This window comes from Leptospira tipperaryensis, from assembly GCF_001729245.1.
In the GTDB taxonomy this organism is placed as follows: domain Bacteria; phylum Spirochaetota; class Leptospiria; order Leptospirales; family Leptospiraceae; genus Leptospira; species Leptospira tipperaryensis.
In genome coordinates, this window is record NZ_CP015217.1 from 1,709,219 (window position 1) to 1,728,463 (window position 19,245).

Annotated in this window: 12 protein-coding genes; 8 read left to right on the forward strand and 4 right to left on the reverse strand. The window is 40.7% G+C overall.

Going from position 1 to position 19,245, the window contains the following annotated elements; translation table 11 throughout:
• Positions 1 to 244 precede the first annotated feature (244 nt).
• The 3 genes from A0128_RS08150 (at position 245) to A0128_RS08160 (ending at position 9,381) form a co-directional block, all read left to right on the forward strand.
• Positions 245 to 6,976 (forward strand): RHS repeat-associated core domain-containing protein, encoded by a 6,732-nt coding sequence (locus A0128_RS08150; RefSeq protein ID WP_083244205.1) that lies wholly within the window; start codon positions 245 to 247, stop codon positions 6,974 to 6,976.
• Positions 6,977 to 6,992: 16 nt separating this feature from the next.
• Complete coding sequence (locus A0128_RS08155; RefSeq protein ID WP_069607050.1) at positions 6,993 to 7,700, forward strand: hypothetical protein; 708 nt, start codon at positions 6,993 to 6,995, stop codon at positions 7,698 to 7,700.
• Positions 7,701 to 7,971: 271 nt separating this feature from the next.
• Positions 7,972 to 9,381, forward strand: coding sequence for a transposase (locus A0128_RS08160; protein WP_069607051.1), 1,410 nt, complete (start codon positions 7,972 to 7,974; stop codon positions 9,379 to 9,381).
• Here the strand turns inward: A0128_RS08160 and A0128_RS08165 are convergent.
• Together A0128_RS08165 and perRA are read right to left on the reverse strand one after the other, a co-directional pair.
• Positions 9,346 to 10,209 (reverse strand): flagellar hook-basal body protein, encoded by an 864-nt coding sequence (locus A0128_RS08165; RefSeq protein WP_069607052.1) that lies wholly within the window; start codon positions 10,207 to 10,209, stop codon positions 9,346 to 9,348. The two genes, A0128_RS08160 and A0128_RS08165, sit on opposite strands and share 36 nt — an antisense overlap.
• A 270-nt stretch (positions 10,210 to 10,479) precedes the next feature.
• Entirely contained in the window at positions 10,480 to 10,914 is a 435-nt protein-coding gene (gene perRA / locus A0128_RS08170; protein ID WP_069607053.1) for a peroxide-responsive transcriptional repressor PerRA, read from the reverse strand.
• A 182-nt stretch (positions 10,915 to 11,096) separates the two neighbouring features.
• Between perRA and A0128_RS08175 the strand changes: the two genes are divergently transcribed.
• The 5 genes from A0128_RS08175 (at position 11,097) to epsC (ending at position 15,683) form a co-directional block, all read left to right on the forward strand.
• Positions 11,097 to 11,639, forward strand: a complete 543-nt coding sequence (locus tag A0128_RS08175) for an ankyrin repeat domain-containing protein (RefSeq protein WP_069607054.1) — start codon at positions 11,097 to 11,099, stop codon at positions 11,637 to 11,639.
• Positions 11,636 to 13,090, forward strand: a complete 1,455-nt coding sequence (locus A0128_RS08180) for a catalase (protein ID WP_069607055.1) — start codon at positions 11,636 to 11,638, stop codon at positions 13,088 to 13,090. Before A0128_RS08175 ends, A0128_RS08180 begins: the two co-directional genes overlap by 4 nt.
• 199 nt (positions 13,091 to 13,289) lie before the next feature.
• Entirely contained in the window at positions 13,290 to 14,054 is a 765-nt protein-coding gene (locus tag A0128_RS08185; RefSeq protein WP_069607056.1) for an SDR family NAD(P)-dependent oxidoreductase, read from the forward strand.
• Between the two features lie 49 nt (positions 14,055 to 14,103).
• Positions 14,104 to 14,583 (forward strand): winged helix-turn-helix transcriptional regulator, encoded by a 480-nt coding sequence (locus A0128_RS08190; RefSeq protein WP_218918954.1) that lies wholly within the window; start codon positions 14,104 to 14,106, stop codon positions 14,581 to 14,583.
• Between the two features lie 188 nt (positions 14,584 to 14,771).
• Entirely contained in the window at positions 14,772 to 15,683 is a 912-nt protein-coding gene (epsC, locus tag A0128_RS08195; protein WP_069607058.1) for a serine O-acetyltransferase EpsC, read from the forward strand.
• A gap of 62 nt (positions 15,684 to 15,745) precedes the next feature.
• On the opposite strand, the gene A0128_RS08200 is transcribed toward epsC, so the two are convergent.
• Together A0128_RS08200 and A0128_RS08205 are read right to left on the reverse strand one after the other, a co-directional pair.
• Positions 15,746 to 17,440, reverse strand: coding sequence for a family 2A encapsulin nanocompartment cargo protein cysteine desulfurase (locus A0128_RS08200; protein WP_069607059.1), 1,695 nt, complete (start codon positions 17,438 to 17,440; stop codon positions 15,746 to 15,748).
• On the reverse strand, positions 17,427 to 18,365 hold the full coding sequence (locus A0128_RS08205; RefSeq protein WP_069607060.1) for a family 2A encapsulin nanocompartment shell protein: 939 nt from the start codon (positions 18,363 to 18,365) through the stop codon (positions 17,427 to 17,429). Before A0128_RS08205 ends, A0128_RS08200 begins: the two co-directional genes overlap by 14 nt.
• Positions 18,366 to 19,245: the final 880 nt, after the last annotated feature.

A 19,245-nucleotide genomic window follows, 5' to 3' on the forward strand; every position in this document is an offset into this window, starting at 1 on the left:
GTTTCAATTTACAAAGAAAGGGGTCAATTCGCAGAAAACTGATCACTAAAAACAAAAATGCACCTGAGATTTTATAGTCAAGAGAATTTGAGTTGCAGACATTGAATAAGGGTTTTTAAAGACAAAAAAATATTTTTTAAGGAATAAACGACACTAAAATGTTGCAAAAAATTCATTGACTTACCTTATCGCGAAGAGGCTTTCTGTTATCCATCTGGAACTCTTATGGGAACGAACCAAGAATATGAAATTCAATCTCCAAACTATTAACCGTAAATTCATCGTTAGATGTTCTCTCCTCCTTTTAATTGCCTTTTCAAGTATCGCATCTTTTCCATTATTACTAATGTTTTCCTCTTCGGGTCCGTCACCCGAAACCGAAATTCCTCAGCCACTTCCTGAGGTTGAAGTTGATTCGTTCGGTAATGCGAACCTTTCCATTTCGATTCCTTTTCCTAAAGGTACAAAGAACCTAACCCCGTCTATTTCACTTGAGTATAATTCGTTGCAGAATGAAGGATTGGTTGGAGGAGGATGGGATCTATCCGGGATCATGACGATCTCATTAAATCCATCAAAAGGGATTCACAACGACGGAAGCGATTCTTATATTAGCTTTGCTGGCGATTTGGTCCAAACCTCTCCAGGCATATTTCATTCTAAATTAGAATCCTTTTTTCAGTTTAAGAAATTCGCCGATACTTGGACGGCTCAAGATCGAAATGGAGTTACCTACTTTTTTGGTGAAGATACTTCTACAGAAAATCCAAACTCTAATGCGACAATTCGAAATCTAAGTGGAAAATCCAGAATTTGGTCATTGAATCGTGTTCAAGATTTGCAGGGAAATGGATACATTATTAAATACCAGCCTTATAGTTCTGTGAATGGAACGCCGATTCCAGAAAGAATTTCATACAATCAAGGAAATACAGTTATTTTATTTGAAGATGAAGATCGAAGTGATGCCGTCGAATCTAATTTTTTAAATATTCAAGCTAAACTTACGAAACGTCTTAAAACAATTACAGTAAATCAAAGGCAAGACGATGGAAGTATCGCCGAAGCAGAAAAATACACCTTAAATTATAATTCCAATTCTTTTGATAAAAAAGATAGACTCGTTGGATTAGATCGCAAAAACTACGCGCCTTTAACATTCAATTATAATAATTTACTAAACTCTAGTTCAACTTCTACTTCAAAATCATCGCCATCTGCCATTGATATGAGCTATCGTTTTGAAAATACTTCTTTAAAGCCGGATTGTGATTTTGCAGCTTTAGTTTGTGCCTGTTCCGCGAATCCAACTTGTATGGCTGTTTCTGGCGGATTTGCAGGTTTAGCTTGTGCAGGATATGTAAATTCGATCGGCGATATGTGTACGAACGGTATTGTAGGTTCTCAAACCTTCCTTGCAACGTTTGATCCCGGTAAACCTCCTGAGCCTGTATGGATTTCTGGAATAATAAAAGAAAATCGGCTGGTTAGATATGATAGTTCTAATCCAGGTTTAGTAACACCTGTTGCTACTAAAAAATTCAATTTGAATGAGAAATCTAAAGTTTTGCAAGGAGATATAGATGGCGATCTTGCAACTGACTTTGTTGTATTAGAAAATGACAATACGAAAGCGTCATTGAGACTTTCACTTTCCGATGGGGAATTCGCTCTTTCCGACATTGTAGTAAATTTGCCAACAAATCCAAATGCTTTTCAAGGCTTAGTAGATTTGAATGCAGATGGGAAAAGCGATCTAATACAGACCGACGCATCTAATAATTTCTTAATTTATTTAGCGGTTGGCGGATCTTTAAGCACAAATCCAATTACTTTGAGTATTCCAGGAATCGGTTCTTCATTTCGTCAATTTGTAGATATGGATGGAAATGGAATCGCAGATTTCGTAAGGCTGTCGGATAATCCGGATGGAAGTAAAAATCTAAATATCTCATACCTCAGTTTCAGTAGTGGAGTTTTTTCAGTCCGGGCAAATAGCTCCGTGCACATTGGAATACCTGGCAATGAAGGAGATCGTTTCCTTGCAGATTCAAATGGAGATGGTTATTTAGATCTAATTACATATTCTATCGATACTCTTTATGTGTATTTATCTGACGGACATACTCTTCAATCCCCTTTGAGTTTTCCTGTGAGTTATGCAACACCGTATATTGAAGCATCCAGTAGCGGCGCGAACGGTAAACGTTATTCAATGCGTGATATAAATTGGGATGGGGTGTTAGATAGAATTTCTCTGATCAATAATGGCTTTCAAATTGATCTCTTCAATCCAAATACAGGTTCCTTTGACTCATCTTTTCAGGTCTCCAATGACGGATCTCAGGTTGCTCAATTTGATATAAACTGGGATGGAAATATAGATTCTATTTCGTTTTATACGTTCTTTTTTAATGGGACCGGATTTCACGTTAAGAATGGCACAGATGATAGTAATACGGATGTAGTTTTTGATTACAGCGAAACGGTGCCGGTTCCTCCAAATCCTGCTTTGCTTGCAGCGGACAGGGATGCAATGTACAGCAATTTTGTGAATACAAAAACTTTCGCAGATGCCGATGGAGATGGGAAAGCAGATTTCATTCGATTCTCGAATGGAAAAATCTATATTTCTTATTCTCGGAGTAAAAATAATAGTTTGTTTTATTCAAATGGAGGAGACTCCAGCTTTTCTTCTCCTTCCTTCTCAATGGCAGTCGATACAAATCAAGATGGTCGGATAGATTTTATTGGGTTTCGTGCCACAATCCGAGATTTGGTTGTTCCGACGCTATGGAATAATCTTCCTACGTTTGAAAGAAATACTTTTGCCCACAGTAACGCGATGAATATCGATTTTATCGAACCAGTATATTCCAATAAAATTTCTCACGGTCTGCTTACGGATGTTCTGGGAACACAAGAAAAGGGAATCCAAATTAGCTACGCAAATACTTTTGATGTCTCAAACCCAAGTGTTACAAATGCGGTAAATATTAATTCAGTAGGAGCGTTTCTAAAACCAAATTTAAGTCCATATTCGGTTGCTACAAATGTATATACACAAGTTGCAAATGGATTAGGAGAATCTGAATTGTATGTATATGAAGATTCACGGATTTATGTAAAGGATCAGGACAATCGAAGCATGATGGGATTCGCGAAAGTGACTTCTGCGGAAACTTTATCGGGTAAGAAAAATGTCTGCTTCTATCAAGGCACTAATCCAAATTTTGTTGGCATTGAGACCGGGAAAGATGAATATTTGAACAATCGTTTGATGTCATCTACCGTTTCAACTTTTACTTCTTTGACTAGCTCCTTTGGAACGGTAAATGTACGAAAAACTCAGGATGTTTCAACGCAGTATCAAAACGGTATTCTCCTTTCGAGTTCTCAAACGAATTATACTTATGATCTATATAACAATATCCTCTCAAAAGTAACTCAAATTGATTCTGATCCTTCTTTAACTCTGCGTGAGGATGCGATTTATAACTCATCGTTATCGGATTGGGTCTTATCGGAAGTAATTCAACAGAGCAAGTCTCAGGGTGGGGTTTTAAGTTCTCAATTAGAATTTTCTTATTCGAATCATTTGCTATCGGATAAGAAGACTCTGGTTAAAGCAGGAACAACTCAGTATTCTATTCAATCATTTCTCGCTTATGATTCTTTTGGAAATCCAACTTCAATACGAGATCCGAATGGAAATCTTTCAACGCTGGAATATGATTTAGTAACGAATAGCTATGTTACGAAAGTTGTGAATTCGCTTGGTCATCAGACAAATAAAACTTATGATTACGTCTTTGGAAAGGAACTTACTTTAACGGATGAAAATGGGAATACTTCTCAAAAACTTTATGATTTCTATGGTCGAGAGATTGGAACAAAATATCCTGGAGAAACCAATTGGTCCGAAGTCGTCGATTATATTCAAACAGGGAGTCCGTCCGGAGAGAAAGTTAAAAAGACAATTTATGATCCGAAAACCGGAGATACGTATACTCAGGAAACTAATGATGCATTTGGTAGAACTGTAAAGACTGAAAGACTCGTAGCAGATGCGATCGTCTTTACTCAGGATACTGCATACAACTCAAATGGAACAATAATCAGTAAAAATGAGCCTTACCCAGGCACGGTTCCTTTTATAACGACAAATTACACCTATGATATTGAAAATAAAGTAATCAAAGTTTCTGATACTTCTGGTAAAATAAGTGATATTAGCTATTCGGCATTCAATGTAACGACGCTTACGAGCGTTAGCGGAACTCTGGTTGAAACTCTTTTGGAGACCAAGAACCAGTTGGGACAGCTTGTCTTGAAGACAAAGAATGGCAAATCAATCGGATATTCCTATAATTCCCAAGGAATCGCAAATAAAATAACAGATCCGGAAGGTAAGAATATAATTTTTTCATATGATCTTATGGGAAATAAGTTTAGTCAGACTACGCCCGATACTGGTACGACAACGTTTGTCAATTCTCCTACAGGTAAGGTGTTACAACAGACCAATGCAAATGGATATAGTACAGTCTATCAATATGATAATATCGATAGACTGATCAGAATAACCGGGACTCACTCCAGTGGAGCGACGCAGAATGTCCAGCTTACATATGATGAGCCAGCCTCTATAAACGGAAAAGGTAGGCTGACTTCTGTCATTGACATGATCGGTAAAGTGGAATTTCAATATGATGCAAGAGGAAATCAGAATAAGATTAAGAAAACCTTAAACCAAGAGGACCTTTCTTTGATTTTCTTAAAAGATTACGATTTTGGAAATCGACCTACTGCTATTACATATCCCGACGGAACTGTGATTCATAACCAATATACGGTTGGAGGTTACTTAACTTCAGTTACGATGGATACAGCTGATGGGAGTAGCGCTGGTCATTCGGTAGTAAATTACACTGGCCCCTTGGTAGAAAATGGGAAGTATAAAGTTTTACGGGGTGTCGGAAATGGAGTTCAAACTAGTATTTACTTCGATCCTATCTTTAGAAGACCAACTGAAATCATTAGTGCATTCGATACGGATGTTTATGAAAGTTTAAAGTATGAATACGATTTGGCGCAAAATATTACCAAAATCGAGGATTTAAGAAATCCAAGTAGAACTCAGATTTTCCAATATGATCAATTCAATCGAGTTACCAACTCAGCTGGGAAATATGGAAGCGAGGACTATCAATACTCTGATGCTGGGAATTTAATTAAGAAAGGTGGGAATATTTACTCTTATAATGGGAGCAACGTGCATGCAGTTACTCGGATAACCTCTCCACAGGGAACTCAACTCTATTCCTATGATAGTTCCGGTTTGATGACCAATCGAGACGGAGATACTTTGGAATATAACCCTATGGGAAAACTTCAAAGGATTCTAACAAAAGATGGGGAAGTGATGACCTTTGACTATGATTACAAGGGTTCAAGAATTCGAAAAAGTAAACAATCCGATGCATCAAGTGTCGTTAGTATTGATGGTTTGTATGAAATTAGTTTCCGTCCCGGTTTTACACCAATTCATACAGTTTATATCAAAGGCTTGGAAGATGAAATTGTTTCTCAGATTGGTCTCCAGAATGTAAATCTTTTGACAGACGCACATTTCTCTTCGAAAGAAACTGAGATAGCTTCTGCTGTTATGAGCCCAAAAGAATCTATTTGCAAAGGTATCGCTATTGATTGTTTTCAGTATTATAAAAATCGATTTTTAAACGAAAAAAATATGCCGACCGCCTTGAGCTGGATTTTCGATATTCGAGATGGCAAAATTGGAAATAGATTCCGTCTCGGCGTAATGGCCTTATTCGGAATTTGTGTGATTAGCTTTGTTGGAATGGTTCTCTACGGAACACCTACGTTTAAAAATCTAAAACCGACACAAGCGGGAGTGACGCCTGTCTTAATACTAAGCGTCTTTATGAGTTTTAATTTCTTTTCTTGTGGACTTCTTCCCGGAACTGGCAATAAGAATGGAGATCCTCCTTGGATAGCTTTACCTTCGACGATTCCAGTTGACACTCCATCTGTCTCCAATCCCGGCGTAGGTGGAGGTTCTAACCCAGGTGGAAGCCCGGTTCCCGGAATGATTTTCTTTCACCCGAACCATTTGGGTTCTATAACAATGGCAACAAATGGAGCAGGAAAACCTATTTCAGGTGGCTCGGCGACTGGAACAAGCTTTGTCTCTTACAAACCTTATGGTGAAATTTTAAGAACTGATTCTTATGGTCCAGATGCTTTCCGTTACAAATATGCAGGGCAAGAAGAAGATAAAGAAACAGGCTTACTGTTCTATAAATCGAGATATTATGATCCGACTGTGGGTCGATTCTTGCAATCGGATTCAGTAGTGGACACGGAGTCTTTGGTTGGTAGTAATCTATTTATGTTTGTGGATGGGAATCCATTGCAATATAATGATCCGACTGGAAACAATGCCTGGATTCATATGTTTAATCGAATAATTGGTCATATGTTAGGCAAAGATTTTGGCTCGAAAAACATAGATAAAAAACTTAGCACTAGTGGGATTTCTAAAGGGTTGAGCGGGGGGATGTTTGGCTCAAATTCATTCTTCCGTCATTTTGAAAATAAGAAACTTGGTCAATTGGTTGGTTCTGGAAAAGCTAAGAATTGGATAAAAGAAAATATTAATTCATCTAAAGTTTCCGCAATATTTGCGAAATCATTAGGGTGCTCAAATACAACTTATAATCCATTATGTTCAACGTTTGAAAAGATGTTAGGACCGCGTGATGCATGTGTTAAAGCCCGAGAAGTTGGAAAGGATGCAAGAGATAAAATCGGTAACGGAATGACTATTATCGGAGCCTATGCTGGGATTTTAGGATATGAACTCCTTGGCGCGTTCCTCATCATGATAGATGTCGGTACTTTGATAAATGCAACTATGAGATGTCGCGGAGATTCAGGTCCAATGCTGTGATTTGAAAATTTAACTATTGAAAATATTTGGAGAAAAAACATTGGCTAATATGAAATTACCATTTATTCCTATAATGTTACTTTTAATTTTCCAATGTAGTCCTTCCGCTTCTGGACCAACTAAGCAATCAGAGTTAGAATTCTCTAATGAAAGTAAAAATCAAATAATCTTTTCTCTTTCGGACTTTAACGATCAATCTGTTTATGCAAATATTAATTTGAAAAGAGAGATGGCAAATCAAAGTTCGGAACATGAAAGTCATCAGCCAGACATTGACCTGGATCTAAAAATGAAAGATCCAATTATAGAGATAGAACTTACATCAGGCACCTATTCCGGAAACATTACTCTCTCATATTGGACAATGAAGCCTTTGATTTATAACTATGCAGCTAAGACTACATTCTATTTTAAAAAAGGACGGACTCAAATACAAAATTTTGATTCAAATGATTTTACTAAAAGTTGTATTTCTGAAAGATACGACCAACCTGAAGATGGTGAACGGATATATTACTGTCCTCCATTGGATTTAGGCAAAGGAAAGATTTTGTTTAAATTAGCACATAAGGCGACGAAAAGTTTAAATAAAAAATGGACGGCTTACACATGGGGTGTTGTTATTTTAGGCCTTTTTAATCCAGTGCCATATTATGGTTTCTTGGCGCCTGTTTTCGGGGGTATAGCTAGATTTAATAATGAAATAATTTTGGATGTAAATTAGAAATTTTTTACTGATGATCATTTCTTAATGTATGAATCAAATTGGCGTCAATTTTTAAAAGCATAATAATCTCTTTACTCTGTTTTTCGAGTTAGGTTCAAATTGTTCAAGCAGAGTTAATGTAGAAGTTAATATTTGGCCCGGATATTTGAAAATAGTAGAATAATTGAATATTATGATCCAAGAATATTCTTTAAATGTAAATTATTTTTATTAAAAACTCCTTGTTTTTAAATCTGGTTCCGAGTTCTGCTTCGAGTTTAAGAAAGTTATGAATTTAGCTCTGCAAATCCCAAATTTTGATCCTCCCAAACAATCCGACAGGAACGGAAGAACTTGGTCTGATTTTCACTTATCTCATCAGTGGAAAGACAACCGTGATCACAAACTTACCTTAGTTTCCGAACCCAAGCCACCAAGTAAGAATGCTAAAATGAGGATCGCTCAGGATCTGAATTTTAGTACCGCAAAAATTTCCACCCCCATTCAGCCATCACGCCCTCAACCACTAACGTCAGCACAACTGAAAGAGAAACGTAAGAACCCAGGAATCAACATCGACTTCTTTACGAACCTAACTAAGAAGATCCTGAATGACTTCTACCCGAAATATTGTCCGAATTGCCCCGACACTTTACTAACGAAAGAGATCTCAACTCAGCCTGAATTGATCCGCTGTGAAGGATGTAGGTATCTAACGTCACGTCTGAGTTACACCCCCCTTCATCACATGAAACTTCCATTGTGGATGTTTAGTTACGTTTTCTACGAGAGTATGATTCAGCATCCTAAGGTGGTCACATCAAATGAGATCAGTAAGAGACTAAGAATTTCATACAAAGGCGCGGCAATGCTGAAGAGAAGATTTCAAGTCTTCGCGTCTCAACAACTTCCTAAATACAAACAACTTACCTTTGACGCCCTTGATCGAGAGTTCAAAGACTTCTACTTACCACCTAATGAAGATACTGATATTACTGAAATCATGGAAAATCGTCCATACGTCTGCGCTGATACAGTAGTTTTGTATTCAGCAAGTCAGAGGGCTAACAAGGGACGTAAACGCTATCGCCACTCGGGTTCTACATCTTCAATTTACCTCTCCGACAAACTTGGCGGAAAGCAGGTTGGAACCTTAGTTCATACGATTGGGATTAAGAATGGTCCAGTCTTCTTTCACTCAGTCCCAAATCAAAAAGCAAACACTTTAGGTCCGATCATCAAGGATCATCTTCCTTTACGAACTCCCTTAATGACTGATGAAGGTTATCCTTGGCTTTGGGGCATTTACAAAAATCACAGAAGTGTAAATCACTCAGCTCATTCTAAAGATTCTCGCTACCGTTGGGCGAGAAACAGATGGAGTAAAAATGGAGTTCATTCACAAGTGGCAGAGGGAAATCATCGGTTACTCAAATCTGCTTTTTCTTCTTACTGTTACATTCGTCCTGAAAACTCTACTCGTTACTTGAATGAGTTTTCCTTTCTCAAGAACGCTCATGTGTTTGGGTTGGATGTGATTTGTGAGAATGGAGAGATGCTTGCTGGGGAAGTTGATGAGGGAAGAGGGGTGGGTAGAGTATCCTTTGGTTCCGATCCCCGAGGGCCGTTAGGTCCAGCAGTTGGGATCGGAAGGAAGGGATCTTTATCTCAGAACTTCATTGATCAACTTACCAAGTAAGCTGTCTTGAGTTTGAACCGTTTTTTGATTGGCTTCATAAGAGCGGTTGACTTCGATCATTTCCACCATTTCGGTAACTACGCTTACGTTAGACGCTTCAAGATAACCTTGAAGAATCGAAGGTTCGTCTTTGAGTTCGAAAGGAACTGGTTCTCCGGACTCCGGGGTATCCGCATAAAAGGAATCGCCTTCTTTGTCTAGATGACGAGGATTTTCAACCGTTCTAATTTTAAGTTTATCGAGAAGGACGGGGGTTTCGAAACGATTTTTTTCTAAAGAAGTCCCGTTGATTGGATCGTTTCCGATCTCACCGTTGATCCAGACCTCTCCGTTTTCTTTGATCAAAAAGTTTCCTCTTGCGACTCGGATCGGTCCGTTTTCTCCCATCAAGGGAAAACCTTGCGGTGTTACTAGGTAGCCGTTTGTGTCCATGACAAAGGCTCCGCTTCGAGAAAGTCTTTCTCCTCGATTGGTCATTACGCTAAAGAATGCAGGATGTTCGTTTCCAGGTTTATCCTGGAGCATGATGTCGAAAGGATTTTCCGTCTTCTTAACGGCTCCTTGTTCAAAACGAGTATAGACCTCGTTTACTTCTCCACCTAATCCAAGTTTGCCGACAACCGGCGCCGTATCGAAGGAACCCATAGGAACCTTGCCGACCCCGTCTTCGTCGAAACGATGGAGTAAAAGTTCAGGAAATGTTTTAAAGACGGTAGTATCTCTTTTAAAAGCCGTCTTATCGACGTTAGCAAGGTTATTTGAAATTACATCCATTCTAGTCTGCTGGATGATCATCCCGTTCGCGCCTGTATACATTCCTCTAAGCATTTTCTTTCTCCTCTACTTTCTAAGGATCGGTGGATTTAGAAATTCTCATTAGATTTTTGAAGACATAAATAAGAAAAGAATCCAGTTCACTCGGATTTTCCCGCGATATTTGGCGGATTTACCCGATTTTGGGAATTTTAAACTGGCTTATAAGAATTTTCCCGGATCGGGAAAAGGGGGCTTGTTCCGGTTACGATGAGCATTGCAAAAAGAATCGTTATCGTCGAAACTTCGATTGCTTCCTACAAAAGGAATTTTGAAAGGATCGGCCTATTTTCTTTTGCCTTTGAGAGTAATTAAAAGATTACAATTTTCTAAAGAACTCCCGGTTTTCTCTTCGAAGTCTTTTTTGAGTTCCGAAAGAATCTTTTCCTGAAGTTTGGAATCCAGCTCGATATCAAAAATTTCCCCGGTTTCCTCATCCAGCGCGTGATGGTGATTTCTCACGTTCGAATCGTAGAGAGTGATTCCGGACTTTAGTTCGAGAAGATTTACGATCCCTTTCTCGGCAAAGAGTTTAAGATTATTGAATATGGTTGCGCGAGAAGCGTTCGGAAAGTGTTCGTTTATCAATTGAAACACTTGATCCGCGGTCAGATGTTGAGGTTCGGAAAGCAGAAGATTCGCCATCTGCAACCTCTGAACGGTCACGTTGATCCCCGCGTCCTCCAGAATTTTTTTGCTTCTCTCGTAAGAATCCTTCATAAGATCAACCTCTCGGATTTCCTTTTTTTTGTCATCAATTTAGACTAATTCTAAAAAAAGACTTGTGCTAATTTTTAACAATATTATACTAAGTCTAAATATAGATTATATCTCAAATATTAAAATTTTTAGAGAATTTGGCTTTTGGAAGCAGATTTTATTCAATCGAAGGGAGGCGCTCAATGGAAACAAATTCTATTTCGGAGAATTTTTTGGATTCTCTTCAAACGCAAACAATGTCTTGGGAAGAATTTCGAAAGAGTATGGTTTCGGAAGATCTTTGTTTTGACCTTTCCAGAAGAGGAGATCTTCCAGGACTTTCTCCTCTTCTTCAAACGTTCGGCGACCTTGAACGGAAGAATCAAAAGGGTTACACCTTACTCATGTTAGCCGCTTACAACGGTCAAGAGGAGACGGTTCGTTTTCTCATTTCGAAAGGAGCGGACGTCAACTCCACGGATGATTCTGGAAGTTCGATTCTTATGGGAGCCGCCTTCAAAGGATTTGATAACGTCGTGGAAATTCTACTAAAAGCCGGGGCCGATAAAAATTACAAAAATTCCAAAGGTCAAAACGCATTACAATTCGCTGAAATGTTCGGCCGAAAACGAGTCGGCGAACTCCTCTCTGAAAGGAAACCCAATCGATCGGGTCGTTTCATTTCGTTTATCAATTCTTGGATTCGATACTTTACTCAAAACTCGCTCAAAGGAGGCAGACAATGAATAAAAAAACTCTCACAACGTCCGGAGGACATCCGGTTCCGCAAAACCAACACTCTCTCACGGCAGGTCCGAGAGGACCCGTCCTGATTCAAGACACACACCTTATCGAGAAGTTGGCTCATTTCAATCGTGAAAGAATTCCGGAAAGAGTCGTTCACGCAAAAGGGGCGGGCGCGTATGGAACTCTTACGATCACTCAAGATCTTTCCAAGTATTCGAGAGCGTCCGTATTTTCCAAGGTTGGAAAACAAACTCCTCTTTTCCTAAGATTTTCAACCGTCGCCGGTGAAAAAGGTTCAGCTGATACGGAAAGGGATCCGAGAGGATTTGCGATCAAGTTTTATACGGAAGAAGGAATCTGGGATCTTGTGGGAAACAACACTCCCGTTTTCTTTGAAAGGGATCCTTTGAAGTTTCCGGACTTTATACATTCTCAAAAAAGAGATCCGGTAACTGGCTATAAGAATCCGTTTCGTATGTGGGATTATTGGGCGAAAGCGCCCGAAGCCTTACACCAGATGACGATCCTTTTTGGAGATCGTGGAATCCCGGACGGTTATCGTTTTATGAACGGCTACGGAAGTCATACGTTTGGTCTTTGGAATACAAAGGGAGAACGTTTCTGGGTAAAGTTTCACTTTAAATCTTTGCAGGGAATCAAAAATCTCAGCGGAGAAAAAGGGGCCGCGTTAGCCGGAACCGATCCGGATTATGCTACCAGAGATCTTTTTGAGGCGATCGAAAGAAAAGAATTTCCGAAGTGGAGATTCTGCGTTCAGATCATGCCGGAAGAAGAAGCCGAAAAAACCAAATTCAATCCTTTCGATCTTACCAAAGTCTGGTCTCATAAGGACTATCCTTTGATCGAAGTCGGAGTGTTGGAATTGAATGCAAATCCTAAAAACTATTTTGAAGAAGTGGAACAGGCTGCTTTCTCTCCGGCAAATATGCCTCCGGGAATCGGAGCTTCTCCGGATAAGATGCTCCAAGGGAGACTCTTCGCTTATCCAGATGCTCAGAGATATCGTCTGGGAGTTCAGTATCAACAACTTCCGGTCAATCGTCCAAAGAATCCGGTGAACGTTTATCACAGAGACGGAAGCGTAAAGTTTCAATCCGACGGGAACTTTGATAACTACGAACCGAATGGATTCGAAGGGCCTTCTCAAGATTCTTCCTTTGCGGAACCGCCTCTGAGAATTTCAGGAGACGCGGATCGATACGACGCTCATGCAGATAACGACGATTATACGCAGGCGGGAGATTTGTACCGAATGTTAAAATCGGATGAGAGGGATCGATTGACTTCTACGATCGCTTCTACGATGAAAGGTCTTCCAAAAGGTCTGGTGGTCGCTAACGTAAAACATTTCTACCGTTGTGATCCCGAATACGGAACCAAACTTGCTGAAAAGGTAGGAGTCAGCGTTAGCGAAATCACCAAAGAATAAAATTCTCAATTCCATTTGAATCCGATCTGATTGGGCGAGTGCAATGACTACTTTCATTTTTAGTGAAAGTGGTCTTCCTTGCCCTTTTTTTTGCCTTCTTTAGCCGGAAAAAAGAATAAAAAGTGGTTGCATAATTAAACCAAAATGAGTCCAACTCATGTAGTTGCATAATTAAACTAAAATTTGTGAGGATTTGTATATGAGATTTAAGGATAAGATCGTTTTGATTACGGGTGGAAACGGCGGGATCGGTTTAGCCACGGCGAAGTTATTTGTGGCGGAAGGAGCGAACGTGATCATCACCGGACGGGATCAAAATACGTTGGATTCCGCGGTGAAAATTTTGGGAAATAAGGCCAGAGCTTATAGAGCCGACGTTTTAAACAAAGCGGAACGAGAATTGCTTTTTAAAGGAATTCAAGAAGAATTCGGAACGTTAGACGTCGTTTTCGCAAACGCAGGGATTATGAAACCAACCCCAGCCGCAAACACAACGGAGGAAATTTTTGACGAAGTTCTCCGAGTCAACGTCACCGGAGTTTTTATGACGATTCAAGCGGCGCTTCCCTTGCTTAAAAAAGGATCCTCGCTGATTCTCAACGGTTCGATTATTAGTACGATCGGAGCGCCCGGAACTGCAGCGTATGCGGCGAGTAAGGCGGGTGTTCATTCCATGACAAGAGTTCTCGCTTCCGAATTGAGCCCGAGAGGAATTCGTATTAATATAGTGGTTCCGGGTGCGACACGAACTTCGATCTGGGGAACGACGGAAGCTGCGAATGAAAGATTGAATAAGATCAGCGCTTCGATTCCTCTTCAGAGAATCGGAGACGCGGATGAAATCGCAAAAGTAGTTTTGTTTCTCGCATCGGATGATTCTTCTTATGTGCAAGGAGCGGAGATCGTTGTCGACGGAGGCTCGAGCGGTTTGCCGGCGGGAGCTCCAATTTATCTTGCCAAGTAAGTAGAATCTCTCAGATCTATATTATATTCGAAGAGAAGGGGGCGTGATTGTGAAGCGCAAAAATTTGGAGGAAGACGATTGCCCGATTGCAAGGTCCCTTTCTATGATCGGAGAATGGTGGTCCCTTTTGATATTAAGAGACGCCTTCTTGGGTAAAAGAAGATTCGGAGAATTTGAAAAGAGTCTGGGACTCGCTAAGAATATTCTTACTTCTCGTCTTCAGAAATTAGTTTCGCATGGGATTCTGGAAATTGTTCCCGCGTCGGACGGAAGCGCGTATCAAGAATACGTTCTTACACAGAGAGGAAAGGATCTGTTCCCGATTCTTGTTTCTCTCAGACAATGGGGGGAAAAATATCTCTATGACTCGAAAGGTTCCAATCAAGTGCTCGTGGACGAACTCTATCAGAAACCGATTCGTAAGATCGAAATCAAATCCCAGGATGGGAGGGAACTCAAATCCAAGGACGTAAGGCTTCTTTTTTTAGATACAAAGCCGAAGTCCAAACTCGCGAAGAAAAAAAGATAAGTCTTTTGTTCGAATCACATTTTCGATTTTCGGAAGATACGTTTTATAAAAGAAAAATATTCAAAAACTGTAAAATATCTTCTGAGAATGTAGAATATCTTCTCCATTCCTAAAAAATGAGATTTCACAAAAGGACTCTCGGGATGATTCGCTGTTAACCAGAGTTTATCAAAAGGGTATTAATTCCAATGACCGAAAAACAATTCAGTCCTTCTCATTTTGGAATTTCTCCGGAAGAGACTCGTTATAAGAAATTCGTAGAATCGATCTATGAAAAACAAAACGAGGATCCGCATCGTTACGGCGGGCGTAAGGTCGCTCGAAACTTTATCAGCGAACTTTTTAATATCATCTTTGCCGGTTATTTTTCGGATCTTGTATTTCGAGACATCGCTCACGTAGAGGACAACCTTTCCGTTTTTTTTCTTCAGACTAAAAGTAAACTCTATCCTTATCTTTCCAGTCAGGAGTCGAGTTTCTTGGGACATCTAACGATTGACGGAGTTCTCGAAAAATTTAAGGACGAACTTCCGGCTCTTTACGAAATGATCTGGCACGACGCGACCGCCGCCTACGAAGGAGATCCCGCGGCCGAAAGCGTAAAGGAAGTGATTCTCGCTTATTCGGGCTTCTATGCGATTGCGGTCCATCGGGTCGCGCACGTTCTTCATAAAATCGGCGTTCCTATTTTTCCCAGAATGTTAAGCGAATACGCTCACGAAAAGACCGGGATCGATATTCATCCCGGAGCTTCGATCGGAAGGTCTTTTTTTATGGATCACGGAACGGGAATCGTAATCGGAGGAACTTCTATCATCCACGATAACGTAAAAATTTATCAGGGTGTCACCTTAGGCGCGTTATCCGTAAGTAAGGATATGGCTCTTCTCAAAAGACATCCGACGATCGAACAAAACGTGATCATCTACGCCGGAGCTACGATTCTAGGAGGTGATACCGTGATCGGAAGAAACAGTATCATAGGGGGTAACGCTTGGTTGACACAGAGCGTAGCTCCGTATTCTATCGTGAATCAAAAAAACGAGGTAAGGGTCCGAACTTCGAAAGAATTGGACGACGTGATCGATTTTACAATTTAGAATTTTGTAAAGTAAGAATCGTTCCAACCTCTCGATCGGAACGATTCTTATATGAGCTTTTTTTAAAGCGGTCCCGCCGTTCTTCCTCCCCGCAAATCAAAGAGCGCGTTTATGAGCGCGTCGATATCTTCGCAGGTATTATAAAGCGCTAAAGAAGGCCTTACCGTACTTTCCAATCCGAAACGACGCAAGATCGGCTGAGCGCAGTGATGTCCCGATCTCACTGCGATTCCTTCTTGATTTAAGAAACGTCCCACGTCTTCGGTTTTAAATCCGTCCAAGACGAAAGAAAGAACTCCCGCTTTTTCCTTTGCGGTTCCGATCAGACGTAGACCAGGAACTCTTTGCAGTTGAGAAGTTCCGTATTCCAAGAGAGAATGTTCGTAGTCCGCGACGTTTTGCATTCCGATCTGATTGAGATAATCGATCGCCGCCCCAAGACCTACTGCGTCCGCGATGTTTCCGGTGCCCGCTTCGAAACGAAATGGAGCCGATTGATAGACGGTCTTTTCAAACGTTACGTCCTCGATCATGTTTCCTCCTCCTTGCCAAGGAGGCATGGACTCCAGAACTTCCGATTTGCCGAATAGAACCCCGATCCCAGTGGGAGCAAAGACCTTGTGTCCCGAAAATACATAGAAGTCGCAGTCGAGAGCTTGAACGTCGATCGGCATGTGAGAAACGGCTTGTGCGCCGTCCACAAGAACCTTGGCTCCGAAATGATGGGCTTGTGCCACCATCTGCGCTGCCGGTGTAACTGTGCCTAACGCGTTGGAAACCTGCGTGAGCGATACGAGTTTTGTTCTTGGGCTCAAGAGTCTTTCATACTCGGTCAAAATCACTTGTCCAAGATCGTCTACGGGAACTACCTTGAGCCTCGCGCCCTTTTGTGCGCAGAGCATCTGCCAAGGAACGATGTTTGCGTGGTGTTCGAGCCAGGTGATGATGATCTCGTCGTCTTTGCCGATGTTCTTTGCACCCCAAGTCTGAGCCACTAGGTTGATCGCCTCGGTCGCTCCTCTCACGAATACGATTTCCTTAGTGGACGAAGCGTTCAAAAATCCTGCGGTCTTTTCTCTTGCTGCTTCATACGCGTCAGTCGCTCTTGCGGCTAACGTGTGTGCTCCTCTGTGGATGTTTGAATTCTCGTGTTCGTAGAATGCGGAGATACGATCGATGACGCTCTGCGGTTTGTGAGTCGTAGCCGCGTTGTCGAGCCATACGAGATCTCTTCCGTTTATTTTTTCTTTGAGAATCGGAAAATCTTTTTTCAAAGAGGAAATATCGATATTTGGAGTTACGCTCGGTTGAAAACGAAACGGATCGTTGATCTGAATCCCTTGAGCCTGCGGAACAAAGGAACGAATGTCCTCCAAAAAAGAAAACGAAGTGGAGAACGTCGGCGCCGGAACTCCCACGTTTGTAGAAGTCAAACTTCCCGGAAAGGAGGGCAGACTTGCACCCGGAAGAAATTCTTCCGGAATTCTTTTGTAATCCGATTGGTGGACGTCCAAGCCGTATCCGCTCTGCAAAATCTTTCCGGTTTCAATGGGAGCCGCGCTTTGAGTCGTAGGCTTGGAAGAAGAAACCGAATTGGAAAGAATCAATTCGTCGACCCCTCCGTTTGTCGGTAGGGGGCCGAAAAGTTCTCCAGCTAACGACGCTATGACGCTCGGGTCGATTAGACCTTGTAAGTCTTTCTTTCCAAAATCGGAAAAGTCGCTTAGGTTTGTAGAGAACGGATCACTTGTACTCATGATAGTTGCCTACGTCGACATTCTCCAGAACTGCGATCGCATCATCCGTAAGGATGGCGGCGGAACAATAGAGAGAAATCAAATAGGATCCGATCGCGGAACGGTTGATTCCCATAAATCGAACCGATAGTCCCGGAGTTTGTTCTCCAGGTAGTCCCGGTTGAAAGAGTCCGATCACACCTTGTTTTTTTTCACCGACTCTGATAAGAAGGATGTTTGTTTTTCCTTCCGTCGATTTCGGTTTGCTTTCTCCGTTTACCAAAAGTTTATCACAAGGAATGATAGGAAGTCCTCTCCAAGTCAGGAACTGAGCTCCGAAAAGAGAAACCGTAGCCGGAGGAACTCCTCTGCGTGTACATTCTCTTCCAAAGGCCGCGATCGCAAGAGGATGTGCTAAAAAGAAAGAAGGTTCTTTCCAGACTTTTGTGATGAGTTCGTCGAGATCGTCCGGAGTAGGAGGACCCTTGCGCGTGGAGATCCTTTGGTTTTTTGAAGCGTGTTTCAAAAGTCCGTATTCTTCGTTGTTGATGAGTTCGCTTTCCTGACGTTCCTTAACGCTCTCAATTGTTAAGCGAAGTTGTTCCTTGATCTGGTCGTGAGGTGTGCTGAATAAATCGGAAATCCTTGTGTGAACGTCGAGTACTGTGGAGATCGCGCTAAGAGTGTATTCTCTCGGTTGTTCTTCGTAGTTTACGAATGTTTCCGGTAGAGGTTGTTCGTCCTTTTGCCCGCAGAGAACATCCACGCTCGTATTGTCTTTGACTCGGTTTACTCTGAGAGTTCCGGATTCGAGAGGTTTCCAATCTAAAAAACGCACTAACCATCGCGGTGTGATAGCTCCGTACTGGGGTGCGGTTTTGGTAGTGTTCGCTAATTTGCGTGCGGCGTTATCGCCAAGGGAATGTTGTACGGTCGTATCAGCCATGCCGATGTCTCCTAAGTTTTAAAATTCAGTTCGAACTTGTTCTTGAGAATTAAGATTCTTAATTTTTTGACAAGAACCATCGACGTCGCTCTTGGGATTAAATGTATAAGATATTGTTTATTTAGACAGTATATTATACATTTATTAAGTTTATAATCGCGGCATCGATGCTCGTCTTTGACGACTTTTCATGCTTAGAATCTTTGCACAAAATGAAAATCATTTTTTAAAAATCGGAACAAGTTCTGAACTTTTTTTTAAGAAAAGGAAGCCTGGTAAGTATATTATATAAATTAAATAATATCTTCGTGTCTTGTTTGAGAAAATGGTTTGTGAATCGATTTGTATTTTTTATATTCTTAAAATTTAAAAAAGAAGAAAGGCGATTTTGTTATAAAGGATGACCTCTAGTCCTTTGTGAATTTAGGAATTTAATATTCATTTCTAGTTCACTATATAAGAACCTTCGGTTCTACTTTGGAAAACGGATTTTTTAAGGAAGAATCGGTTTCTCTTGCAAAGAGGAATTTGAATTTGGATCGGTTTTATTTTCTTAGATTAGGATTTCTGATTATAAAAATCATATAACAAGTCTTAAATGGAATGCCGTTTAAAGACGGCAAAAAAAGAGAAGCGGTCAATGGTTTTGCGATCTAAAACACATATCATTTCGTTATCGGAGGATACAAACAAATCGGAAAACTATCATTCTCACTTAGGCTCTATAAAAACCGTCAATCTTTTCCGAGGTTCTTGACTTCTTAAACGATTCCATTTTCTTTTTTGATGCGGAGTTGTCTTTATCGGCCTTCTAATTTTATTCTCTATTTAAGAATGAGGATCAACCTTGTATTCGATTTCGAACGTATTTGGAGAGGTC